Source organism: Anabaena sp. CCY 0017 (assembly GCF_963920885.1).
GTDB lineage: Bacteria > Cyanobacteriota > Cyanobacteriia > Cyanobacteriales > Nostocaceae > Nodularia.
Genome location: NZ_CAWUDG010000028.1, coordinates 25,998 through 51,511, shown reverse-complemented (window position 1 = coordinate 51,511; position 25,514 = coordinate 25,998). Strand labels below are relative to the sequence as shown.

The 25,514-nt window shown below is 40.5% G+C and carries 19 protein-coding genes; 10 read left to right on the top strand and 9 right to left on the bottom strand.

What is annotated here, in order from left to right; translation table 11 throughout:
- Nucleotides 1–146 precede the first annotated feature (146 nt).
- The 5 genes from nadC to ACM0OW_RS22265 all read left to right on the top strand — a co-directional run bounded on the left by nadC (nt 147) and on the right by ACM0OW_RS22265 (nt 4,741).
- Nucleotides 147–1,013, top strand: coding sequence for a carboxylating nicotinate-nucleotide diphosphorylase (gene nadC / locus ACM0OW_RS22285; RefSeq protein ID WP_414552458.1), 867 nt, complete (start codon nt 147–149; stop codon nt 1,011–1,013).
- A gap of 308 nt (nt 1,014–1,321) precedes the next feature.
- Entirely contained in the window at nt 1,322–1,498 is a 177-nt protein-coding gene (locus ACM0OW_RS22280; protein WP_414552456.1) for a hypothetical protein, read from the top strand.
- Nucleotides 1,479–2,276 carry a hypothetical protein gene (locus ACM0OW_RS22275; protein ID WP_414552455.1) on the top strand — a complete coding sequence of 266 codons (798 nt, stop codon included), beginning with the start codon at nt 1,479–1,481 and terminating at the stop codon, nt 2,274–2,276. Before ACM0OW_RS22280 ends, ACM0OW_RS22275 begins: the two co-directional genes overlap by 20 nt.
- Before the next feature lie 284 nt (nt 2,277–2,560).
- Complete coding sequence (argS, locus tag ACM0OW_RS22270; protein ID WP_414552453.1) at nt 2,561–4,327, top strand: arginine--tRNA ligase; 1,767 nt, start codon at nt 2,561–2,563, stop codon at nt 4,325–4,327.
- 132 nt (nt 4,328–4,459) lie between these two features.
- On the top strand, nt 4,460–4,741 hold the full coding sequence (locus ACM0OW_RS22265) for a hypothetical protein (protein WP_414552451.1): 282 nt from the start codon (nt 4,460–4,462) through the stop codon (nt 4,739–4,741).
- Between the two features lie 33 nt (nt 4,742–4,774).
- Here ACM0OW_RS22265 and ACM0OW_RS22260 read toward each other — a convergent pair whose 3' ends face one another.
- Nucleotides 4,775–5,137, bottom strand: coding sequence for a Lin0512 family protein (locus ACM0OW_RS22260; RefSeq protein ID WP_107806574.1), 363 nt, complete (start codon nt 5,135–5,137; stop codon nt 4,775–4,777).
- Between the two features lie 476 nt (nt 5,138–5,613).
- Here ACM0OW_RS22260 and ACM0OW_RS22255 point away from each other — a divergent pair, with 476 nt between their 5' ends.
- Nucleotides 5,614–5,952, top strand: coding sequence for a hypothetical protein (locus ACM0OW_RS22255; protein ID WP_063873320.1), 339 nt, complete (start codon nt 5,614–5,616; stop codon nt 5,950–5,952).
- A gap of 166 nt (nt 5,953–6,118) precedes the next feature.
- On the opposite strand, the gene ACM0OW_RS22250 is transcribed toward ACM0OW_RS22255, so the two are convergent.
- From ACM0OW_RS22250 to petL, 3 genes are all read right to left on the bottom strand, one after another.
- Complete coding sequence (locus tag ACM0OW_RS22250) at nt 6,119–7,762, bottom strand: acetolactate synthase large subunit (RefSeq protein ID WP_414552448.1); 1,644 nt, start codon at nt 7,760–7,762, stop codon at nt 6,119–6,121.
- Nucleotides 7,763–7,919: 157 nt separating this feature from the next.
- Complete coding sequence (locus ACM0OW_RS22245; protein ID WP_414552446.1) at nt 7,920–9,287, bottom strand: NAD-dependent succinate-semialdehyde dehydrogenase; 1,368 nt, start codon at nt 9,285–9,287, stop codon at nt 7,920–7,922.
- Nucleotides 9,288–9,917: 630 nt separating this feature from the next.
- Complete coding sequence (petL, locus tag ACM0OW_RS22240; RefSeq protein WP_414552444.1) at nt 9,918–10,013, bottom strand: cytochrome b6-f complex subunit PetL; 96 nt, start codon at nt 10,011–10,013, stop codon at nt 9,918–9,920.
- A 169-nt stretch (nt 10,014–10,182) separates the two neighbouring features.
- Here petL and aroB point away from each other — a divergent pair, with 169 nt between their 5' ends.
- A complete protein-coding gene (aroB, locus tag ACM0OW_RS22235; RefSeq protein ID WP_414552442.1) occupies nt 10,183–11,274 on the top strand; it encodes a 3-dehydroquinate synthase in 1,092 nt (363 codons plus the stop codon).
- 248 nt (nt 11,275–11,522) lie between these two features.
- Here aroB and ACM0OW_RS22230 read toward each other — a convergent pair whose 3' ends face one another.
- Nucleotides 11,523–13,298, bottom strand: a complete 1,776-nt coding sequence (locus ACM0OW_RS22230; RefSeq protein WP_414552440.1) for a tetratricopeptide repeat protein — start codon at nt 13,296–13,298, stop codon at nt 11,523–11,525.
- Nucleotides 13,299–13,514: 216 nt separating this feature from the next.
- Between ACM0OW_RS22230 and ACM0OW_RS22225 the strand changes: the two genes are divergently transcribed.
- Nucleotides 13,515–19,175, top strand: a complete 5,661-nt coding sequence (locus tag ACM0OW_RS22225) for a CHAT domain-containing protein (RefSeq protein ID WP_414552439.1) — start codon at nt 13,515–13,517, stop codon at nt 19,173–19,175.
- Nucleotides 19,176–19,239: 64 nt separating this feature from the next.
- Here ACM0OW_RS22225 and ACM0OW_RS22220 read toward each other — a convergent pair whose 3' ends face one another.
- The 4 genes from ACM0OW_RS22220 to ACM0OW_RS22205 all read right to left on the bottom strand — a co-directional run bounded on the left by ACM0OW_RS22220 (nt 19,240) and on the right by ACM0OW_RS22205 (nt 23,882).
- Nucleotides 19,240–20,001, bottom strand: a complete 762-nt coding sequence (locus ACM0OW_RS22220; protein ID WP_414552438.1) for a MinD/ParA family ATP-binding protein — start codon at nt 19,999–20,001, stop codon at nt 19,240–19,242.
- A 369-nt stretch (nt 20,002–20,370) separates the two neighbouring features.
- The gene (locus ACM0OW_RS22215) at nt 20,371–20,667 is read right to left on the bottom strand and encodes an ArsR family transcriptional regulator (protein WP_414552437.1); all 297 of its coding nucleotides are present in this window, start codon (nt 20,665–20,667) and stop codon (nt 20,371–20,373) included.
- A 159-nt stretch (nt 20,668–20,826) separates the two neighbouring features.
- Nucleotides 20,827–22,575 (bottom strand): CHASE2 domain-containing protein, encoded by a 1,749-nt coding sequence (locus tag ACM0OW_RS22210; RefSeq protein WP_414552435.1) that lies wholly within the window; start codon nt 22,573–22,575, stop codon nt 20,827–20,829.
- Nucleotides 22,576–23,099: 524 nt separating this feature from the next.
- Nucleotides 23,100–23,882 carry a methyltransferase domain-containing protein gene (locus tag ACM0OW_RS22205; protein ID WP_414552434.1) on the bottom strand — a complete coding sequence of 261 codons (783 nt, stop codon included), beginning with the start codon at nt 23,880–23,882 and terminating at the stop codon, nt 23,100–23,102.
- 455 nt (nt 23,883–24,337) lie between these two features.
- Here ACM0OW_RS22205 and ACM0OW_RS22200 point away from each other — a divergent pair, with 455 nt between their 5' ends.
- On the top strand, nt 24,338–24,493 hold the full coding sequence (locus tag ACM0OW_RS22200; RefSeq protein WP_414552433.1) for a hypothetical protein: 156 nt from the start codon (nt 24,338–24,340) through the stop codon (nt 24,491–24,493).
- Between the two features lie 207 nt (nt 24,494–24,700).
- Nucleotides 24,701–25,495 (top strand): DUF928 domain-containing protein, encoded by a 795-nt coding sequence (locus tag ACM0OW_RS22195; protein WP_414552431.1) that lies wholly within the window; start codon nt 24,701–24,703, stop codon nt 25,493–25,495.
- Nucleotides 25,496–25,514: the final 19 nt, after the last annotated feature.

Below are 25,514 nucleotides of genomic sequence, written 5' to 3'. Positions count from 1 at the left end.
CTTATCTAATATAACGAGCGCTCCTATCTTTGTCAACTGTTTTTTCAATTTATTTTGAATCTATTTTTTCATGCCTCTGAAAGCCTTATGGGGTAGGGATTTTAGGATATAGTATTCTTGGAAATTAAAAAGATAGTAATTAAATTGTGAGTAAATTTGGTGTTTTACCGCCTTGGGTAGTTCTAGATCCTTTACTGCGTGGCTGGTTGCTGGAAGATATTGGTCGGGGCGATCGCACTACAAATAGTCTATTATCGGAAGATGTCACGCCAGGAACAGCTAAATGGGTGGCTAAAGCACCAGGAATAATTGCTGGCTTACCCGTTGCAGCTAGGGTGTTTGAGCTTTTAAATGAGAAAGTACGTTTTGAGGCTGTTGTGGCTGACGGTGCAAAATGTGAGCCGGGACAGGTCATAGCAGAAATTCATGGTTCCCTTGATGCGTTGCTGATGGGAGAAAGGGTGGCGCTGAATTTGGCTATGGGTTTGAGTGGAATTGCTACGCTCACACATATATATGTAGAGCAAATAGCGGATTTACCTGCTCAGTTGGTGGATACGCGCAAGACTACGCCAGGGTTGAGACTTTTGCAAAAGTACGCGACGGCTGTAGGTGGGGCGATGAATCACCGGATGGGTTTGGATGATGCGGTGATGATTAAGGATAATCATATTGCGGCGGCTGGTGGTATTGCAGAAGCCATTACCCGGATTCGTTCTCGGATTCCTTTTCCTATGACTATTGAGGTGGAGACGGAAAGTTTGGATCAGGTGAAAGTAGCTTTAGAGCATAAAGCGGATATTATTATGTTGGATAATATGCCTGTGGATATGATGCGTCAGGCTGTGCAGTTGATTCGTCAGCAGGATAGTAGGGTGAAGATTGAGGCTTCGGGAAATGTGACTTTGGAGACGATTCGCGCTGTGGCTGAGACTGGGCTTGACTATATATCTAGTAGTGCGCCGATTACTCAGTCGAAATGGTTGGATTTGAGTATGAGGATTACAGTTTAAAGTTTAGGCTGATCATCTCACTGGAAAATTGGGATCATTGGCGAGCAAGATTTATTTCACGCAGAGGCGCAGAGGCGCAGAGAGAATGAGGATTTCGAGGGTGAAGTCTCAAAATTCCGTTTCTTGGTGCGACCAGTCTATGATTTTATGGTCTACTCACCAAATTGCCAGTTGTCACTTGTTATGTTAGTATAAAAAGTTGTTAAGCTTCTCTGTAATTAGGCTGATTACTTGAATATTAATATTGAATTAAAGTGTAAATTAGCCTTTAAATTTAACACATTGTTTTTACGCTGGAGGAAAAATATATGTCTATTAAAGATGGTTCTAAATCAGTTGGTTCAGGGATTGCTATCTCGTCATCAAAAATAGCTTTGAACGCATTCGAGAGTTATGTTGAGGATAAGCTGAATGAAAAGACGGAGAAAAAGGAGTCTAAAAATTTAAATAATAAGGTCGATGTCAATGCACCCAAATCCTTCTGAAATTCTCCGATTATTTTCTAATTTACAGGATCGTTTATATGATGGTGATACTGTAAAAAAAGCAATCACTCAAATTTGTAATCATACCAGAGATACAAGTATTATTAATACGTGTCAAGTCATAGCTGAACTTCTAGAAATAGAATTTGAAATAAAGTTTGAACAGGTTAATATTAATTGGCATTTTCAAGCAGTTAAAAGATTGCAAAATCATCAGAGTTGGGTATTGGAAATATATCAAGAAATTCAAAAAAAAGTAGGTGATTATAACCGGAGATGGTCTGAACCTTTATTAAAAATAATAGACCCTCAGTTAGCCAGACTGTCACAGCTAATTATACTTCTGGACAGAGAACCTGATATTTGTGATAATAACGGAAATGTCATCCGTCCTAATGATTTGGTTGTGTATCCTTGTAAAGATGAGAAAGATAGGTCTTATGAACACTACGGTGTTGTAAGAGCAACTCCAAATGGTTATAGGGTTGCACACTTTTTTACAGGTGAGACAGTGAAACCAGAAGGTAAAATTGTCAGTGTGGGAATTGGATATGTTCATTTTGCTCCCTACACACCTAATTGGCTTTTTAAAGAACGTCCCGAAAAAGAGCATCCTGAAAAAGTTTCCGATATCCAAATTGAAGAGCGTATTCAGCAGTCAAAAGAAAAAATCCTCACTGCTAAAGATCCTCTATGGAATATATTGCGCTATAACTGTGAACATTGGGCTAGAGAAATAGTCTATGGTGAACCATCATCTACACAAGCTATACGTTGAAGTTAGAAATCAAGAATATTGGACTCACATAGACGATTGTTTTATTTCATTATCTTCAGTATTAACTCTCAAATTAGGTCACTTTTGGGCTATGTTACACTAAACTCCTCTGGTGTATGTGATTTTTGTCTTACACTAAGGCGGGCAGTCCTTGCCCTCCCCCACAAGAGTTTTAGTATTAATAGCTGTATGTAACTAGATTTTAAAGCTAAAATAATTGAGCCTTTGAGAATATCTCACTATTAGGCAGGCTATAGCCTTGCACAAACAGATAACATTTATATATGAACGTTACACAAGAACAATTAAAACTTAAACTTGAGCAGGCTTTGGTGGCTGCTTTTGGCGATGAGTACGCCGGAGTAGATCCAATGTTGGTGACTGCGAGTAATCCTAAATTTGGTGATTATCAGGCGAACGTGGCTTTATCCCTCAGTAAAAAGTTGGGACAGCAACCAAGGGCGATCGCCTCTGCTATTGTTGAGAAACTAGATGTATCTGATTTTTGCGAAACACCAGAGATAGCTGGGCCTGGTTTTATTAATCTTAAACTCAAAATTGCATACTTAGAAGCACAACTCAACGCTATTCAGGCGGATTCTAGGTTAGGAGTTCCCAAGACGGAAGCGCCAAAACGAGAAATTGTGGATTTCTCTAGTCCGAATATTGCTAAGGAAATGCACGTGGGACATTTGCGTTCTACGATTATTGGTGATTCCATCGCCCGGATTTTGGAATTTCAGGGACATGATGTGCTGCGGTTAAATCACGTCGGTGATTGGGGTACGCAGTTTGGGATGTTAATTACCTACTTGCGCGAAGTTTACCCAGAAGCCTTAACTACTGCTAACGCTTTAGATATTGGAGATTTAGTCAGTTTCTACCGCAAAGCTAAACAGCGCTTTGATGAAGATGAGACTTTTCAAGAGACGGCGCGACGGGAAGTCGTGAGATTACAAGCAGGTGCTGAAGATACTCTTCATGCTTGGAAACTGTTATGCGAACAGTCAAGGAAGGAGTTTCAGGTAATTTATGATTTGCTGGATGTGCAAGTCATTGAACGCGGGGAATCTTTCTATAATCCTCTACTTCCCTCAGTGGTGGAAGATTTGGCAAAATCTGGGTTACTGGTGGAAAATCAAGGCGCACAGGTGGTTTTCCTGGAAGGTTTTACTAACCGGGAAGGCGAACCTATGCCTTTAATTGTGCAGAAATCAGATGGTGGTTATAATTACGCGACGACAGATTTAGCAGCTTTGCGTTACCGGATTCAGCAAGATAAAGCTAAACGGATAATTTATGTAACTGATTCTGGACAAAGTAACCATTTTGCTCAATTTTTCCAAGTCGCACGTAAAGCCAGATGGGTTCCTGATGATGTAGAACTGGTTCATGTTCCCTTTGGTTTGGTATTAGGGGAAGATGGGAAAAAATTTAAAACTCGTTCTGGTGATACTGTCAGGTTGCGGGATTTATTAGATGAAGCTGTGATTCGCGCCCGTGCAGATTTAGAAGCTAGATTAAAGGAAGAAGAACGAGCAGAGACTGAAGAATTTATTAGTGAAGTTGCTGAGGTAGTTGGTATCAGTGCGGTTAAATATGCTGATTTAAGCCAAAATCGTACTAGTGATTATATTTTCAGCTACGATAAAATGCTGGATCTGAAGGGGAATACTGCGCCCTATATGCTGTACGCTTATGCACGGATTCAGGGAATTAGCCGCAAGGGTGGGATTAATTTTGCTGAGTTGGGTGAGAATGTGAAGGTGCTTTTGCAGCATGAGACGGAGTTGGCTTTGGCTAAGTATTTACTGCAATTGGATGGGGTGATTAGTAGTGTTGAGCAGGAGTTGCTACCTAATCGTTTATGTGAATATTTGTATGAGTTGAGTAAGAAGTTTAATCAGTTTTATGACCGTAATCAGGGGGTACGGGTGCTTGAGGCTGAGGAACCTTTGCGGACTTCCCGTTTGGTTTTGTGTGATTTGACTGCTAGAACTTTGCGGTTGGGTTTGGATTTGCTGGGGATTCGGGTTTTGGAGAGGATGTAGGAGGGGAGGATTTTAACGCAAAGGGGCGCGGAGGTAACGCAGAGGTACGCGGAGAGTTTTTGGCTGGGTTTCGATGGGGGTGACGTTTGCTTTTATGATAGGTAGTAATACTAATCTCTATGTGCGATCGCTATGACTGATAAGGAAATTAAACAGTTAATGGAGAGTAATGCTAAAACTGTTCAGGCGATGTTGGATGAAATTGCTGATGCTCGTGAGGAACGACAAGAATTGCGGGAGGGTATGGTACAACTCCAGAATGCTGTGGCAAAGTTGAGTAATATACAGGAGTCTATTGCTAATTTGTTGGTTTCTTTGGATGGCGATCGCCCCACTATTTTGAAGAAACTCTCGGCTATTGAGTGTAAGCTGGATCAGTTATTGCCAGAAGAATTAAAGAATGAAGCTGAATGAATTAGCCTCACGGGGGTTAGTGAGGCTATATGCTTAAGTTTCAATCAAAACTGTCACAGATGCGACGGCTATCAACATTTCATCATTTTTGTCGTTGAGTGAGGCGATCGCTTTTCCTTGTACTACCATTCCCCCAGATTCTACGGTTAAGGTTTTTCGCCCAAAGGGTAGTACGGCTAGAACTTCTTCTTCTTTGACTTGTTCGGGATAAGGAACAGCTACCTGTACTTCTACAATCATTTCATTGGGATCGTTCAAACCGGCGACTTCCCAAACACCGGGTAAGGCGTTGTGTGCGATCGCATTACGCACCGCTCTTGCTGCTGCTACGGTGGGTTCCTGTCCGTGTTGATCTATTCCCATACCCATCTCAATAATTAAGCGTTTACGCGCCATAGTTACCTCCTGAACATATTCCACTTTTCACTCTATCTTCAACAGGGCTACAAGTCTTAATTTAGTTTGATTACATTTGTTCTTCTTCTTCGTAGAACCAAATTTCTGCCAACAAACTTAAACCAATGAGCCAAAGAAAACAGCAAACTGCAAACCAAAATATTGCCATCATTGTTATTACCTCCAATTAAGCTGATCACTTTCATCTACCATTAGTCAAATATTTACTAATAGGGGATGTTAGCCATGACACAACAGTTTTTATCAAAATTGATTATCTTATGAATAAATTATTACTCTCAATGTGCAGAATAAGTAAGATAATTTATAAAAATAAATTTACCGTCATAGAAATAATACTTAATTTTTAGGCAAATTATCCAGGTTTAAGGCTCTGCGCTAAAATAGGGGCATTGGGGTCAAAATCTCTGCGAATAGTTTCAAGAAATGAACAATTTTTACCCAATTCAGTCACAATGTCTCAAGAGCATAACGAATCAATCCAAATTCAGCAGATAGCTAGTCTGAAACCAAAACATTTTGCTGATTTAATTAGAGCAGCTCAGTTAATTTTTGACCCGGCTGCGGGAGTTACAATTAGACAGATAGAGGTTAACTGGCAAGATTTTGGTATTCCTAAAGATGTAGAACAAAATCTCAAAGACCTGGGTTTGCACTATCAATATGCTTCTCCCCATATTCCTGGTGATGTTATTTGGAGTCAATTAACTCCTGAAACTAGAGTTTGGTTTCTCAATAATAAAGATGATTTGTGGCGGTTTGAGGAGGCTTTTCCGGCACTGGATGAAGACTAACGCCGCTACGCGTAAGTCAAAAGTCAAAAGTCAAAAGTCAAGCAACAGTTTAACTACTGTGGTGGCGTGATCGAGTTCAAATAGTGCATTAATTTGGATGGAATTAAACGTCTATAAATGTTTTTTATTGATGCACTAGGTTAGTCTGATCACGCCAAGAATCAATTTAAGCTTCGCAGTTTAATTCGCCAGCTTTTTGGCTAAAGCGGTGATTTTCGCGGTAGTCTACAGGACAATCTATAACAGCAGGTACATCCTGGGCAAGGGCTTCTTTAAGTATGGGGATTAAGTCTGTCGCAGATTCTACTCTGTAACCTTTTAAACCCATGCTTTCGGCTAGTTTGACAAAATCAGGATTACCAAAATGCACAAAGGATGAGTTACCTTTACCAAATTGATTTTCTTGTTTCCATTCAATTAACCCATAGCCACCATCGTTAAAAATTAAGGTGACAAAGGGAGTACCAACTCGCAAGGCTGTTTCTAATTCCTGACAATTCATCATAAAACCACCGTCGCCAGTTGCTGCTACAACTTTACGGTGAGGAGAAACCAGTTTTGCTGCTAAAGCACCAGGAATCGCAATTCCCATTGCAGCGAAACCGTTGGAAATTAAGCAAGTGTTGGGACTGTGGCTGTGATAATGTCTAGCAATCCACATTTTATGTGCGCCAACATCAGAAATGACGATATCATCTGGCCCCATTACCTGCCGTAAATCATAAATTAATTTTTGCGGTTTAATGGGAAATCCATCATCGTTAGCATACTGTTCGTAATCAGCACGAATATTTTCCCGCAAGCTAATAGCATAGGGATTGGGTTTACTTTGTCTATCTGCCAATTTTAAAATTTCATTCAGGGAATCGGAAATATCCCCTATTACTTCGACGTTAGGAATATAGCTGCTGTCAATTTCCGCCGAAGTTGCTGCAATATGAATAATCGGAATATTGCCTTCAGGATTCCATTTTTTCGGGGAAAATTCAATTAAATCGTAGCCAATAGCAATTACCAAATCTGCATGATCAAAGCCACAGGTAATAAAATCTCGTTGCTGTAATCCTACTGACCATAAAGCCAAGGGATGAGTATAAGGAATTACGCCTTTACCCATAAATGTATTAGCCACAGGCATATTCATTTGGGTGGCAAATTGCGTCACTGCATCACTGGCTTGAGCGCGAATTGCGCCATTACCTACTAAAATAATGGGGTTAACGGCTTGAGAAATTGCTGCCGCAGCTGCGCGAATACAAGCAAAGGAAGCATAGCTTTTTTCGATGTTATCCTTTCGCAATGGCTTACCTTCTACAGGCATAGCAGCAATATTTTCTGGTAAATCGATGTGAACTGCACCGGGTTTTTCAGTTTGCGATCGCTTGAAGGCTTTGCGTACTACTTCTGGTGTAATACTGGGGCGAACAATCTGTTTATTCCACTTAGTAACTGGGGCAAACATTGCCACCAAATCCAAATATTGATGGGATTCGATGTGCATTCTATCTGTTCCCACTTGACCTGTAATTGCTACTAAGGGCGCACCATCTAGGTTAGCATCTGCGACTCCAGTCATTAAGTTTGTAGCCCCAGGGCCAAGAGTAGAAAGGCAGACTCCGGCTTTTCCAGTCAAACGTCCGTAAACATCCGCCATGAATGCTGCACCTTGTTCATGACGAGTAGTAATAAATTTAATGGAAGAATGTTTCAGGGCTTCTAAAACGTGCAGGTTTTCTTCACCTGGAAGACCAAAAACATATTGCACTCCTTCATTTTCCAGACACTGCACCAATAATTCAGCTGTATTCATCTTATTTCCTCACTGGTTATAAATCAGGGTGATGGTGGGTTACGGCGCAAGTAATTTTTTTCGTGTTTTATAAAAGCCATAAATCAGGGCAATGGTGGGTTACGGCGCAAGTAATTTTTTTCGTGTTTTATACAGTTTTTTAGCCGCCTAACCCACCCTACTGCACCCAGACGGTTTTGAGATTGACGAACTCATGTATGCCTTGAATACTCAATTCTCTGCCGTATCCAGAACGCTTAATGCCACCAAAGGGTAAGCGGGGATCAGATTTAACCATGCTGTTGATAAATACAGCACCTGCTTCGATTTCAGAGATCAAGCGATCGCGTTCTTGGTCGTTATTTGTCCAAGCACTTGCACCTAAGCCAAAAGGTGTAGCATTAGCTAATTGAATCGCTGCATTAATATCTGGTACACGGAATAATAATGCCACTGGACCAAAAAATTCTTCCTGTGCGATCGCACTATCTAAAGGAATATCTGTAATAATCGTCGGCGGGTAAAAGTTACCGGGACGATCTGCTAAAGGATGTCCACCAGTGAGGACTTTACCGCCACTTTTCACAGCAGTTTCTACTTGTTGGTGTAAATCTTTGAGAAGATCAGGGGTAGCGAGTGGCCCTAAATCAGTATCTGGTTGCATGGGATCGCCGACTTTCAGCGCCTGAAATTTATCTAAAAGTAGCTTTTCAAATTTAGGTGCGATCGCTTCTGCAATAATAAACCGTTTTGCGGCTATACATGATTGCCCATTATTCAACATCCGGGCGGAAGTAGCTGTAGCAACTGCTGTCTCTAAATCAGCACTTTCTAAAACAATAAACGGGTCGCTGCCTCCCAATTCTAAAACAGTTTTTTTAATTTGTTTACCAGCAACAGAGGCGAGAGATGCACCTGCGGGTTCGCTTCCGGTTAAGGTAGCAGCTTTTACCCGGTCATCAGCCATGATATCGGCAACTTTAGCCGCACCGATTAACAGTGTTTGAAAAGCGCCTTCAGGAAAACCAGCCCGATGGATAATATCTGCAATTGCTAAGGCGCACTGCGGCACATTGGAAGCGTGTTTAAGTAAGCCGACATTACCCGCCATCAGCGTTGGGGCGGCAAAACGAAATACTTGCCAGAAGGGGAAATTCCACGGCATTACAGCCAAAATTACGCCCATTGGGTCATAGCGCACAAAACTATGGCTAGCATCGGTTTTGATTGGCACATCAGCCAGGAAACTTGGTGCGTGTTCGGCGTAATAGTTACAAACCAGGGCGCATTTTTCGACTTCTGCGATCGCTGCTTTATAAGGCTTACCCATTTCCAGGGTCATTATTTTAGCCAAATCGGCTTTTTCTTGCTGTAAAATTATTGCAGCTTTTTCTAGCCATTGCGATCGCTGAGAAAAACTCGTCTTGCGGTACTGTTCAAAAGTCTGACCAGCCAAATCCAGTTTAGAGGGAATCTCTGCATCCTTGAGTGGCTCAAAGATTTTGATTGTCTCCCCAGTGGCGGGATTAATGGTGGCGATAGCCATTGCCTGACCTCCCGTTAATTTGAAAATTTATTCCCCAAAAGGGAAATAGCTTGAGGTAGCTTCCTAGTGTTACACAGATTAATTGCGGAAGCTATACCCAAATTTTAGTCTTTTGGTCAAGTTTATTTTTTTACACTTAAAAACCGCAATTATTTTTATATTTAAATATACTTGATTGATAAGTAAATTTTGTGAGATTAGACACAATATAAAACTTTGTCTTAGTCTCTCTAGCTTCTCTGGAAAAGGGATAAGACCTGAAACGCTGTCTTGGCAATAAATTATTCTCTTAGCACTAGTGAGAGGAGAAACTTTTTTGTCAGAAAATATTCATAATAACCACTTTAGGACTTACGCAAACAACCGTTCGGCTAACGCTAACGGCGAAGCCTCTCAAACTCCTATACCTCAGTGTACTCTGTGCCTCTGTGGTATGCGCTGCGCGCACACTACGCGTAAAGCCTACGGCACGCTACGCGAACGCTTTAGCGATACGTTTTTCCTAAATACTTCCGGGGCGCAGGTGATTACGCCCTTGAGGATTAAAATATTGAACCTCACCCCCAGCCCCTCTCCTTCTCCCAAAGGGAGACGCTACGCGAAGGTAAGGAGAAGGGAGATTTTGAGGCGTTAAATAATCTTAGCGGAACGTAAACCAAACAGCAGACCTACGGCTACGCCCATAAAGATTGCCAAAAAGCCAATATAAGCTATGACTCCAAACATTTTCCTTTCTCCACAATACTTAACTAATCTATTGAATCACGGGGGATGGGGAATGGGGAATGGGGCATTGAGAATGAGAGTAGAAAATGTTTCCTGATCTCCGGACTTTCTCCCCTCTCCCCACATTGCGATAGAATACAGCCCACGGGCGCTTATTTGGGTTTGGGAAATGACTTCTGTAATTAATGTAAATCTACCTCAGCAGGCTTATGACATTGCGATCGCACCTTCAAGCTTAGACCAGCTAGGCGAAAAAATGGCTAGTCTAAAACTAGGCAAAAAGGTTTTGGTTGTTTCTAATCCCAGTATTTTTAAGCATTACGGCGAAAAAGCTATAGCATCTCTGACATCGGCTGGTTTTGAAGTAGCTAGTTACAACCTCCCACCTGGGGAACGCTACAAAACTCTCAACTCTATCCAGAAACTCTACGATATTGCTTTAGAAAACCGCCTAGAACGTTCTTCGACAATGGTAGCCTTGGGGGGAGGTGTAATTGGCGATATGACTGGCTTTGCTGCCGCTACCTGGCTACGAGGGATTAATGTTGTACAAGTACCTACCACGCTGTTAGCAATGGTAGATTCAGCAATTGGTGGCAAAACTGGTGTAAATCATCCCCAGGGCAAAAATTTGATTGGGGCGTTTCATCAACCACGGTTGGTATTAATTAGCCCAGAAACTCTAAAAACTCTCCCTATGCGTGAATTTCGCGCCGGTATGGCTGAGGTGATTAAATACGGTGTAATTTGGGATGCCGAATTATTTGCCGAAATGGAAGGAAGTAAACATTTAAATCAACTCCGCTATATCAAACCGGAATTTATCGAATACATATTAACACGCTCTTGTCAAGCTAAAGCTGATGTGGTCAGTCAGGATGAAAAGGAAGGCGGACTACGCGCGATTCTCAACTATGGACACACCATTGGTCACGCAGTGGAAAGCTTAACGGGTTATCGTTTACTCAAACATGGTGAAGCTGTGGCTATTGGCATGGTAGCATCCGGACAGATTGCGGTAGAACTGGGAATGTGGCAACGGGAAAAGACAGAACGACAAAATGCCCTAATTCAAAAGGCGGGTTTACCCACTCAACTACCTGAAGGTATAGATATTGAAGCGATTATTGATGCGTTGCAACTAGATAAAAAAGTCAAAGCCGGGAAGGTGAGGTTTGTTTTACCAACTCAAATGGGTGCAGTGACAGTTACTGATGAAGTGCCATCTGAAACTATCCGGCGGGTGTTGCAGAATATGTGACGCTGGTGCTTTAGCGCAGCCATGCCCCCAGAGCTAGGGACTTGCAATTAAAAAAATATTCCATTGCTGAGGTAGGCAGGGGAGCAGGGAGCAGGGGGGGATAAAAAACAAAGATAGTCTAATAAACTACACAATTATCTGCGTTTATCTGCGTCCATCTGCGTTTAATTATTACTACTTATACCTCACTTAAATCACTTAAATGGGAATTGCTATATACCCACCCGACTGAAGTAGTCCATGATTATTTACTTGGAATTTTGTTTTTCTAATTCTAATAAACGCTTTTGGGCAATATCTTGATTGGCTTGCGCCAAGGTATTTTCCGGATCAAGTTCTAAGGTTTTTTCAAAACTAGCGATCGCCTCGGCAATTCTACCCACTTTTAACAAGGCTATTCCTTGACCAACTAATATATTGGCGTTATCTGGAGTCAAACTACTCGCACGATTGTAAGCGATAATTGCTTCAGAATACCGTTTTAAATCTAATAACACTACACCTCGGTTATACCATGCTTGGGATAATTCAGGATTGATGCCAATTGCCCGATCAACTGAAACTAATGCTTCTTGATTTCTCGACAAATTCCATAATACGACACTGCGGTTAGCCCAAATATTTGCTAACAGCAATTTATCCATGATTTGACTACTATTTTCTAAAGCTTTATCGTAAGCTGCTAGTGCTGCGGGATAGCGTTTTAATGTCCGCAGCATCCTGCCTTTATTAAACCAAGCTTGAGTATATTGAGGATTCAGTTCTGTGGCGCGATCGCTACTAGTAAGTGCTTCAGAATATCTGCCTAAATACCATTGAGTTACCGCCCGATTATTCCAAGCTTCAGCGTAGTTAGGATTCAGTGCGATCGCCCTTTCTAGAGAAGTCAATCCTTCTTCATAATTACCCAATCCCGCCACAGCAATTCCCCGTTGTTCCCAAGCTAAAGCTGGACTCATGTTACCCCATCTATTATCTCCTTGGATGGCAGCTTCACTAGCTTTTTGGGCTTCTTCGTGTTTGCCTAGTTTGTTGAGGTTTGCACTTTGATGTGCCAAAGCTAAAGAATAATTGGGATTTAGTTTGACAGCAAATTCATAAGACACACTTGCTTGTGCAATTTTTTCCACTAAAGATAAGGCTATACCATGTTCTAGCCAAATATCAGCATCTTGAGGATTAGTTGCTATGGCTTGATCAAATGAGGTAATTGCTGCTGGAAGTTGTCCATTCTGCTTTTGCGCTAATCCTTTATGAAACCATGCAATAGCAGGGGATGAATTACCCCAATTTTTATTCGTTGTAATAGCCAAGTCACAAGCGTTAATTGCTTCGGCAAATTTGCCCAATTTAGCTAAGGCTTGACAGTTACCCACTAAAGCTAAAGAATTTTCGGGATTAATCACTAAAGCACGATTAAATGAGGCGATCGCTTCGGTAAATTGCCCTAGTTTATTTTGTGCTAACCCCCTATTGTACCACGCCAATACGGCTGTATTAGTTCCCCAATTCTGATCTGATCTCAGGGCTAAATCACAAGCAGCGACGGCCTCTTCATATTTCCCCAAATTTAATAATGCTTGACAGCGTTGGGCTAAAGCTAGAGAATATGTAGATTGGAGGCGTAAAGCCCGATCAGCTGAGACTAAAGCTTCTGTATACTTTGCTTGTTGCACCAAAATCTCAGTTCGTTCTACCCAAATTTCTGGGTCTTCTGGCTTTAGAGAAATTGCTTGATTGCAAGCGGTGATCGCTTCGGCAAATTCCTTTTCTTCGCCCAGCAGCTTACATAAACTTTTCCAGTAATCAAAATCTTCTATTTCTAAATTTTCTTTAGCTAATAAACTTGTGGGAATAAAGGAATTTATCAGTAAAAAACTTAAAGTTAAGCCCCAAGTTATGCTGCTTTTTTTGATTTGATTTACGAAGATGCTTGTTTTTAAACAGATATCAGATGTCATGGTGTAATCGCCGCTTTGAGATATTTGTTGTCTTTTCTTAGTTTGAGCGAAGAAGTATTTCATCTTAATGATTAACTATAAATTTTTGTTAATTTATATAACAATTTAATTATTAAGTAGCAAATAATAATAAAATATACCAAAATCTACGGTTATGTTCGATACAATCAGGATTTGCATACCCTAAATAGTACAGTATATTTAGTCTGAGACAGTACAGTAGATTCCTGTGGCTTCAGTATTTTACCTTTGAGTTTTTTATTGTTATTAAAACATATTATGCAACCAGCAATTTCTCTGATCATTACTGTTTACAATCGAGAACGTTACCTCAAAGCTGCTATTGACAGTATATTAGCTCAAACGAGGGGTGATTTTGAGCTATTGATTTGGGATGATGGTTCTACAGATAGTTCGCTAGAAATTGCCCGCGAGTATGCCCAGCGCGATCGCCGAGTCAAGGTAGTAGCCGCAGCATATTTAGGGCGAGGATTGGCTTTAAAGAAAGCGATCGCTCAAACTAATGCCCCTTATCTGGGTTTGGTGGATAGTGATGATTTGCTACATCCCAAAGCATTGGCAGAAACCGCAGGCGTATTGGATGCAAAACCAGACATCGGTTGGGTTTATACTGATTATTTAGATATAGATCAACACAGCACAGTTCTTAGCTACGGTTATCGCTGTCTTGTTCCCTATAGTACAGAAGAACTGTTAAACAAGTTCATGACCTTTCACTTTCGGTTGATACGTCGGGAAGTTTTTGACTTAGCAGGTGGAATTGATGAATCGCTAGAATTAGCAGAAGACTACGATTTATGTCTGCGACTTTCTGAAGTTGCCCAAGTACAGCATATTTATCAACCACTTTATTACTACCGCACCCATGCAGAAAGCATATCTTGGCAACAACGACAAGAACAAATTAGGCGATCGCATCAAGCAGTTCTTAAAGCTAAACAACGTCGCCAGTCTCTGCAAATAATTGGAAATTTAACCAACAAGACAAATTCTCGTGTAACTCAACTAGCTAAACGTTTAATTCCCAAAATCAAAATTTTCGCTGTTAGTAATTTATCCTTATTCATTGGTCTATTTCCCAACCTAGCCCAAGCCCAATCAATTACGCCTGCACCAGATGGTACTGGGACTGTGATCCAGACTGAAGGCAATAATATTGATATTAGTGGCGGAACGTTAAGTAGTGATCAGACAAACTTATTTCATAGCTTCTCAAAGTTTGGATTGGATGTAAATCAAACTGCTAATTTTCTATCTCAGCCATCGATTCAAAACATTCTAGGGCGTGTCACAGGTGGTGACGCTTCCGTAATTAATGGATTAATCACAGTTACAGGCGGAATTTCCAACTTATATTTAATCAATCCGGCAGGGATTATTTTTGGTGCTAATAGTAGTTTGAACGTTCCGGCTTCCTTTACAGCAACAACCGCTAACCGCGTCGGCTTCGGTGAAAATTGGTTTAACGCTAGCGGCGAGAATAATTATAGTCAATTACTTGGCACACCGAACAGTTTTGCCTTTGATTCTAATGTTGCAGGTGCGATTATTAACGAAGGTAATCTTGCCGTCCAATCAGGTAATTTAAATTTATTAGGTGGGACTGTCGCTAGTACCGGGGAACTTTCAGCCCCAGGTGGTAATATCACAGTTGTGGCTGTACCTGGAACAAGCTTATTACGCTTAAGCATGACGGGAAACCCTCTCAGCTTAGAAGTTCAACCCCTAAATAGTAATAATCCATCAGAAAATTCTTTAGCTAAATTATTAACAGGTGGTGGTGGTGGTAATGCTTCCACATTACAAGTTAATAGCAACGGGGAGGTAGAACTGACTGGTTCGGGCTTACGAGTTGAGAACGGTGATGTTGTAGTTAAAAAAGCCACTGCTGAGACTGCTACCCTCAGCGCTAACAGGAATTTAACGTTACCAGAAAGCCAATTGTTAACTACTGCTAATCTAAATTTATTAGCCGAAAATACGGTAAAAGTTCGTGAAAGTGCTGCCAATGCTTTTACTGCCATTGCTGGCAATAATCTTTACATTCAAGGCAATCAAGGTATTGATGTTCTAACGATTGATCATTTAGATAAAACACCTTTTGTTAGTGGTGGTAATTTAACGTTAGTCAGTGATGGCAAAATTTCCCTTGATGCACACTTTGCAAGTGGTGGTAATTTTTCTATTCTCAACACTCAAGGTCAAGCTAATAAATTTATTAGTCTTTATGACCCAATAATTAGTGCTGATGGAGATGTTACATTTGATGGCTATGAAGGTCCATCACTCAAGGTAGAATCAACAGGAAGTATCACTGTTAATGATGGCATTACTATTAATGAACTAGATTCGGTCATTCGTTCTTTTTGTATTGAATTTAATTCTTGCTCAGATGATGCTAAATTTTTAGGTGATAAGCAAACTTTAATTTTAAGAGCAGGTGTCAGCGAATTAGAAGAAATTTATTTTGAAGAACAAATTAATTTTGGAGATTATTCTCCACCCGATTTCACCCAGAGTAATAACTCATCATCACCAGGAAATATTATTGTCAATGGTGATATTAGAATTAATGATTATGGTGGACCAGTGCTAATGAGTGCTACAGGTGATATCACACTTGCGAGTATCGACACAGTAGCTAGCTTGTTTTCTACAAGTGGTCGAGTTGAGTTAATATCTGGCGGGAATATCACAACACAGGTCATTTCTACTGCCTCTACTCAATCTGGTAATGCCAGAGGTGGAGAGGTAAGATTAGACGCTAGCGGCAATATTACAACAGGTATAATTAGTGCTTTTGCCAACAGTAGAGAAGGGGATGCTAGAGGTGGTTTAGTAGATATTAAAGCTGGTGGTACTATTGAAGCAACTGATATTGATTCCTTTGCACAAAGTGACTTTGGTAATTCTATAGGTGGAAATATCATATTAGATGCTGGAGAAAATGTTACCACTGGTTTAATTAGTTCTTTCAGTAAAAATTCAAATTTTGCTGACATAGCTACAGGGGGTTCAATAAATATCAAGGCTGGCGGAAACATTACAACAGCTAGTATTGATTCTTTTGTAGAGACTAATCTTAATGCTAATGTAGAAATTGGCTTTGGTGCTGCAACAGGTGGAGATATCATATTAGATGCTGGCGGCGATATTAAAACAGATATAATTAATACTTTTGCGATCAATGATTTGGAAGGTTTATCCACAGGTGGTTTAGTAAACATCGGCGCTGGCGGAAATATTGAAATAAATACTATTGATTCCTTTGCAGAGAGTACCTTGGGTGATGCAACAGGTGGAGATATCATATTAAATGCTGGGGAGAATATTGGGATAAATTCAATAATTGCTTCTGCAAAAAGTAGCAATGACGATTTTCTCAATGGAAATATTACATTTGGAGATATCAAATTAAACGCTGAAGCAAATATTAGCACTGGTTTAATTATATCTCGTTCAGTAGATATAAATGCTGGCGGAAATATTACAACAGGTAATATTAATACCTCTTTTATGAATTCCTCGACAGAAAATGAATTGATTTTTGACATTGACATAAGTGAAGATATTACATTAATATCTCAAGGTAATATCAATACAGGTAATATTAATTCTTCTGCAATTGCATCAGAAGGTGCTACAGGTGGAAATATCACATTAGAATCTCAAGGTAATATCAACACAGGTGATATTAATTCTTCAACAAGTGCATCAGAAACTGCTACAAGTGGTGATGTGAATTTACAAGTCAATAACATTGGTAAGATTGTAACAGGTACTATCAATACCTCCGCGATTTCTTTTAATAGTCTAGATTCAGCCTATGGTGGATCTGTGACTTTACAAACTTCACAAATCGGCGGTGATATAACATTTGAAAGTATTAATACTCAAGCTATTGATGAGCTTGGTGGTGTTGCGGAAGGTGGTGATGTTAACATTCTGGCCAATGGTGTAGTCAGAGGACTGGGAGTAATTGCAGATACAAGTGATACCATCCTCACCAGTGGAGAAACGCAACCAGGTTCCGTAACAATTCAGCATGATGGAGGGGCGGATAATGTGCCATTTATTGTTGGTAATCCTAGCCTGAATGGTACACAAGGAAATATTAACAATGGAATTGATGAAATAACACAAGATTCACCAGTAAATGCATTTCCGGTACTACCAGCAGGAGGAAATGCTGAGGGTACGCCAACCAATATTACAATTAATTCGATTAACACTCCGCCGAGTTTAACAGCAAATACAGAGTCATTAACAACGATAGAAAATGAACCTGTGACATTTAAGTTTGGTGATTTAAATGTATCTACAAACGATATCAATCAAGATAATTTGATTGTGAGTTTGGAAACTATATCTGGTACTTTGACACTAGAAGACGGTACGCCAGTCACATCAGAAACCCCTCTTTCTTCTGATACGGTTTTAGTGTATACGCCGCCAGAAAATACTAGTGGTGAAAGTATTCCTGCTGTGAGAATTATAGCGAGCGATCGCGTTTCTTCCTCATCCCAACAAATATCCATTAATGTTACTCCCACACCACCACCAGAACCAGAACCAGAACCAGAACCAGAACTTCCGTCTGATGCTATGGAGTTAGAGAAAAATTCCAGCACACTATTATCTGTAGAAGGTAACTCTGCTCTAAACGATGTACTTGAAACTGCTGTATTTACAACTGAGCAAGATTTCACGAATCAATTTCAGGAATACTTAGGAAATGTAGACCAATCTCAGATTAAAACGGCCAGTCAAACCCGCAAGATTCTACAAAACATTGAAAATGCTGTTGGTATTAAACCTGCAATCGTCTATGTTAATTTTGTTCCAGATACCCTTCCAGGCTCTAGTAATCCACAAAATATAGAATCTCCAGACGATCGCTTAGAATTACTAGTAGTTACCGCTAAGGGTAAAGTAATTCGTAAAGTAGTAGATGTCAAGCGATCGCAAGTTCTCCCAGTCGTCCAACAATTCAGAAGCCGAGTTACAGACCCGATATTGCGGAGAGACTATCTAGATACAGCCCAACAACTTCATCAATGGCTGATTCAACCCATTGAGGCAGAACTGAAAAACCGGGAAATTAACAACTTAGCCTTTATCATGGATAAGGGATTGCGATCGCTACCTGTTGCTGCGCTTCATGATGGTGAAAAATATTTAGTAGAAAGCTACAGCGTTGGCTTATTACCCAGTATCAGCCTCACTGACACCCAATATGTAGACATTAGAAATTCCGAAGTTTTGGGTATGGGTGCATCCCAATTCACCGACCAACAGCCTTTACCTGCGGTTCCTGTCGAATTAGCTACAATTACCCCACGCTTCTGGTCAGGTCAATCTTTCTTAAACGAAAGTTTTACTTTAAAAAATTTGCAAGCCCAACGTCAAGAAAAACCCTTCGGTATTATCCACTTAGCTACTCACGGTGAATTTCGACCAGGTTCCCCCAGTAACTCCTATATTCAACTCTGGGATACTCGCTTACAAATGGATCAATTGCGCCAATTAGGCTGGAATAACCCCCCTGTACAGCTAGTAGTGCTAAGTGCTTGTCGTACCGCCGTCGGAGATACAGAAGCAGAGTTAGGCTTTGCTAGCTTCGCAGTCCAAGCTGGTGTAAAGTCTGCGCTAGCAAGTTTATGGTATGTATCCGATGAAGGAACTCTAGGATTGATTAGCAAATTTTATGAACAACTCAAACAAGCGCCTATTAAATCCGAAGCACTCAGACAAGGACAAGTAGGAATGCTGAAAGGGCAGGTAAGATTGGAAAATGGTCAACTCAAAATTTCTGAAATTAATGTCGATTTGCCGTCAGATATTGTAGAACTGGGTGATAGAAACCTCAGTCACCCATATTTTTGGTCTGCCTTTACTATGATTGGAAATCCTTGGTAGCCTAGAGGCAGAGGTGCAGGGTGTAGGGGGGAAGAAGTTTCTTAATCCCATCCCCAATTCTGCACTATTCCATAATCATCTGAGCCACTTTATACATGACATGACTAAAAGGATGTTCTGGGTGACGTAGACAGAATAAATCGCTACTTGCCAGTTGAATCAATTCTTCTGCAAGTGGTAAAATACCTGCTACTGGTGCGTTATAAGCCTTTTCTACCTGTTCTTGCAAGGCATCAAAATCGAGTGCGGGTAGTGCTTTATTAATTAACAGCAACATTTTGGGTACTTCTAACTTGCGGGCTACTTCCACTGTCACCGCAGTACCTTGAAAGTCTTGACGATCAGGGCGTAAAATCAGAACTAAAATATCAGAAATGGCAATAGAAAGCAAAGTTTCTTCATTCAAACCTGGATGAGTATCAATAAATAAGTAATCCAGATTGAGAATATCAAGTATTTCTTGAAAGCCTTGATTGAGAAGATTAAAATCAAATCCTTCTCGCAAGACTTTGGTAATATCTCTAGCCTTAATACTAGAGGGTATAAGGTAAATACGGCCTTTAGCGTTTGCGGTTTTACTCAAAATTGAACCGACATCATAAGCAGCCTCTTCAATATTACATCGTCCCCAGAGATAATCGTTGAGCGAATATTTCATTTTTTGCTCATCAAAACCAAAGAGGACGTGAATACCTGGAGATTGGATATCAGTATCAATAATACCTACTCGATAACCACAGCCAGCAACAATTCCTGCTAGATTAGCAGTGGAATTTGATTTACCTGTACCACCTCGAAATGAGTGAATAGAAACGATTTTTGACATAGTAAATTGTATTTAAAGTATTGTAGTGGCGTGACAAGCTTAAAATAGTGCATTATGTTTCTCTTGTGGAACAGGCATATTGCCTGTTCTGGGAGGGCTAGAAGCCTACACCACAATATTTATGCCTATGCACAAAATTAGATGTGTCACGCCAGTAGTGGACTGACAAGCCTAAAACGGTGCATTAGATGTAGGTTGGGTTAAGCGCAGCGCAACCCAACGCTGCCAATAATGATGTTGGGTTTCCTTCCGTCAACCCAACCTACAATTTTTTGCAACATTTTAAGCTTGCCACGCCAGTACGTTACGTTACCGCTTTAGCGCAGCCCTGCTTCCTTGACTCTACGCACTCTTGTATGTGAATTGTCTTTAAAGTTTGTCCCATATATTTGCAGAAAGCCGACTTTTCTTGTGGGTAATAAAACGAGGTTGATAGTAAACTGAATCGCTATGATTGAATTCCTGAATAAATCCTTGATTAATCAGGCTTTGAAGTGAACTTTGGGCAATTGCCTCTGCCTGATTTGTATGAACTGCTACTTCTGATAAAGTAACTTTTTTCTGATCAATAATCCAGTTGACAAGTTGTCGCTCATCATCAGGCAAATTCATCACATCTGTGATACTTTTTTGTATTGCTGATTCTTCAGAATTTTGGTTATTCATAAAGTATTCCTCAAAAATAATTCCACAAAAATTTACATCTTACAGCAGTTTTCATGTATTTGAACCACATTTGTCGTAGGGGCGCAAGTCCTTGCGCCCCTACCGCTTATTTCCTATTAGAGGATGTCTAAAAGTGATTTTTTGACAGTTGGTCATTTGTCAATTTTTGTTTTCTCTGAACTTTTTACTCCGGCGTTGTAATTGTTCTAAATATTCTCTTTCTTCCTGATCTTCATCTGTTGCTTGTGCCTCCATTATTTCAAAATTATTGGGATCAGCATCATTTACTGGCTGATTGACTTTATTTCGCCTGTCGCGTACCTGCTGTAAATAATCGATTTCTGTTGCAGGTGTGCTAACCACAGATTCACGGGGTTTTGGTTGTATTACTTGATAATCGGAATTATCAACTGCTTCCCTAACAGTAAGAGGATTTGATTTTGAGTTATTGACTACTGGAGGTTGAGGTATTGTGGGTAAGCCTTCTGAATTATCTCTACCCCGTAGATCCTTCGCCTTATTCTGCAATTCCAAGAAATAATCGCTTTCGGTAATTGCAGCTACCTCTTCATCCTTTTTTTCTTCGTCAATGTCAATATTGATTTTTAAGAAGCCTTTGACAGTTTTGACAATTGTGGCGGCGTGTCTATCTATCAATACAACAGCAGTAGCCGTTACCATCAGTCCTAGTCCGCCTGGTACTAAAGGTATCCATCCAGCTTGCAGAAATATTATATACGCAGTTCCGCTTAAAATGGCGATCGCCACTCCAGTACCTAAAACCAACAGCAAGGGTTTACGAATCTGACTAGCTAAAAGCCCTCCCACCAGCGACCATGCAAATATCCATAAACCTTCTTGCCAGCGATTCCAGTACCATAACAATGACCTTTGGTCTAAAACAGCACTTATTATCTGACTAGCATTTTGGGCGTGAATTACCACTCCGGGCATTTTTTGGCTATCGTCAGACCCTGCACTAAAAGGTGTGTAAAATGTATCCTTAACAACTGCTGCTGTGTAACCAATCATCACTATTTTGTCTTTAATCCAATCTGGATCAACTTTATCTGCCAAGACATCGCTGAGTGATACCTGTCTGACTGCATTCCTAGCTGAACGATAGTTCAGCAGCATTTGGTAATTTCCCGTATCAATATTGTGATAACCACCAGATTTTGATGTTAAGCGTCCGAGAACCGTAGAACCGAATTGTAACTCACCAAATTCCGTTAGTTCTGGTTCAATTCCCATTTCACCTAAATATCGGACTGCCATTTGCAGACTCAAAGACGGGAGTTGATTTTCTTGGTCAGCGTAATTGCAGATATGTTCAATAGGGGCTGGCAGTTGCGAGGCTTGGGGAATAGCAAGTATCATGCCTTGGCGTACAGTTCCCCCAGCATCCACAGGTAAGTCAGCAACTCCCACCCGTTCTTCTGTAACACCTGGTGCGGCGGCAATTCCTGGCGAATCTGCCTGACTCATGGCACAAACAGCAATCATTCTTTCGTTGTCAGTTAATAACTCAACTAACTCAGCACGACCAACAGCTGTACCTTGCTGAATATCCCTTAAAATATCTATGCCAATAATTCGGGCTTCTTGTGCCTCTAGTTTTGTCAATACTTGCGCCAGGGTAGCATCTGTAATGGGGTATTCTTTGCGAGACTGGAGGTCTGTATCGTCAATACCCACAACTAAAAAGCGCTCATCAGGCCCTTCATCGGGGCGCGATCGCATGAGATAATCAAAAGCAGCTAACTCCATTCCCTGCAAGCCTTTTAGCTCTCGCAATCCCACTATTAACCCAGTAACAACCAGACTGCTTAAAACCACAGTACCCCCAACAGTCAATACTGATTTGGGTAAATTGCGGAGTCTCGAACCTAGATTTCTCATTGGCATATTAGCTCCTGTTCATCAACTAAAGAGTGAATTATTGGCAATACTTCGCTAACCCGATTAACCCATGCTTTGTGAATATTTCAGTGGCAAGGGATATAGCAATTTACATTCAGGTCTGGTTTTCAGGCAAGGGTGCAATTTTTGATTTTCCACTATTATGGAGATTTATTAATTTTTACAACTCCTCAATACAGACAATGGCAATTGCGAGGGATTGTAAAGCCAAAATTTAACTTAAATTAGTATTTGGGCTTAACGAAACGATATATTTAGGCTACTGTTAATTAGTAGCTTTTTCAGATGATTAGGTAATTCTACAACATTTATGCTATTTTTTTACATTTGGATTATACTATATCTCCCGTGATGCCAGTCTGGGTAGACCACTCTCAGGCAACGCCAGGAAATACAGCATATTTAATTTTTGAGAGGTACACTAAGGCGGGCAGGATAGCGACCCCACAAGAGTTTTAGGATTAATATCTGTACCTAATATACCTGCAACCTGCTGTAAAAGCTTTAATTTACTTAATTTTCTGCCCCACAATAATCAATGAGTAGGAACCATCGACATCTTCAACTGTGGGGTAAGCAATGAGGTAAGAAAGGTGACGAATGATTTCTGGTAAACCCAAGCCAGAATATTCTCCCAATCGTTGTGATATTGAGCGATTGCGTAAAAGCTGGGTTTCCCGCTTAAATAGAATATTTGACCAGGCTTGACCGACTCGATAATTCACTCTCAAACCATGCTGTTCCAGTAAGCGAGAAAGGGATTGATAGTTAAAAAACTGTTTATGATCAGAATTTGTGGGCAATCCGGCATGATCACGAGGTTCGTATAAAACATTAGGAACCGAACAAATCAGAAATCCACCTGGTGATAAAAGTTGAGCAAATTGTTCTAAAGCTCTGGTAGGATTAATCAGATGTTCCAAAGTTTCAAAACTGACAATAGCATCAATATTTGTAACAAGTTTATCTGCCAATAAACCAGGTTTTTCTAAATCATGTTGAATTATTTGTGTTTGAGAATTATGACACTGCTGTATTGCTTGTTTGAGTATTTCTGCATCTCCGTCTACACCAACTACTAAATCGGTAACTTTTTCTAGCTCACAGATTCCATAACCCATACCACAAGCAATATCAGCAATACAACCTAGCTTAAATTGGCGGAGGTAATCGGCAGCAAATAAGTAACGTCCCAAATGCTCAATTTTGACCCATAAATTCTCGTCGCTTTCATCAAATGGATCAATAGAATCTTCTCCAAAATTGAGGTTAGTGTTGATTTTGGCTGGCAAAATATTTTCCTTGATTGGGACACTGAATTATAGCTATTTGAGTGGATAAAGACGCGATTACTAGCATCTCTATCAGGAAAATTTAAAGCGGACTTTTTGAATTACAGGTATTTTCAGGTAAATAGACCACACGGTAGGGGCGCAAGGCCTTGCGCCCCTAAGATTCAAAATCAGCAACGCCAAAAATTCTGTAACTATGCTCAGTAATTGTTTTCAGAAGTCCAAATTGGAAGTTGTTTAATTTTTTGTAATGTCAGGTCAAGATAGGTAGTGTCATCATTCTGGGCAATTTCTTGACCAAAATACCCCTCATCTCCCTCATGTTCATGATTCCCATTACTGTGTACTATATAGCGTTCTTGGCGACGAGCGCGATTATAGGGTGAACCTATTCATTGCCAACGTACGGGAAAGACAATTCCCCTAGACATTGGTGTTGACCAATTAAAATTTCCTTGGCTACTGGGAGCTTATTAGCCACAATTGTAGCTGTTAACCGGGGCTTAAACATCAAACTTAGGTGGGTAATTGTAGTTTGTGTGCTGGGCTGGTTGCTGGTAGAACTTATCATTGGAGTAATTCAAGTTCTAGTGAAGTGGCTGATAATTTAATAATTTTCATCTGAGTAACCTGGGAACTTTAATGATGATCGAGAAGTCTCTAAGAGAGAAAGTAATTATGTTTTAAATATAAATTTATTGACTTTTATATGATAGCGGTGAAATACTTCTGAATGTAGGCGATTGTACGGAGCGCAGTGCCATAGGCGATCGCAAATATAGTTAGTTGTTGCAACAGGCTAAATATTACCAAAAATCATGTTCAATAAAACCATTTTTCTACTCTCTCTGGGCTTAATCTTATCTACAAACTTTCTGCACACTACCTTAGCCGTTACAGCCGCATCCCCAATGACAATTGCACAACGACGACGATTTACGCCACGCCGTCGGTCTCTGTTGAGATTCAAAGTACCTAATGTTAGGGGTTCACGAAATTTAGAAGCTGGAGCAGCACGCGGACAATGTAGCCCCCAAGGAATTAGCGCAGTTTTGCCAGCTAAACCTGCGACCATGAGAACTAGGCAAATTCCCGTTGAATTAACACTAAGCGATCGCCCAACGTTTTTTGTAAATGTGTCAGAAACAACTGCCAAACAAGCATTATTTTTGCTGCGAAATGAAGCAGGAGACGAAATACTGTTAGAAAAAAACCTAAATTTAACTGCCAATAAGGGCATTATGAGCTATACCCTACCTGATGATTTTTCAGGATTGGAAATAGGTCAGAAATATCGCTGGCGCTTAACCTTGCTTTGTGATCCCAAAGGAGGCGATCGCAGTGGTGATCCCGTTGCTAGTGGTTGGATAGAACGTGTTGAACCTACTCCTGATGTAGCGCAACAATTGGAGTCAGCAACCGAGACAGAGCGGACTGTGATTTACGCAGACAACGGTTATTGGCACGATACCCTCAAAATTATGGCTGATTTACGGTCAGCAAATCCCAGAGATATGACTTTAATTCGTGATTGGCTAGACCTATTTGAATCAGCCGGTTTAAATGAACTCGCTAACAAACCATTAATTCCATTCCATGCGAATAGTTTATAGACTTTCCCCCAGTCGGGAG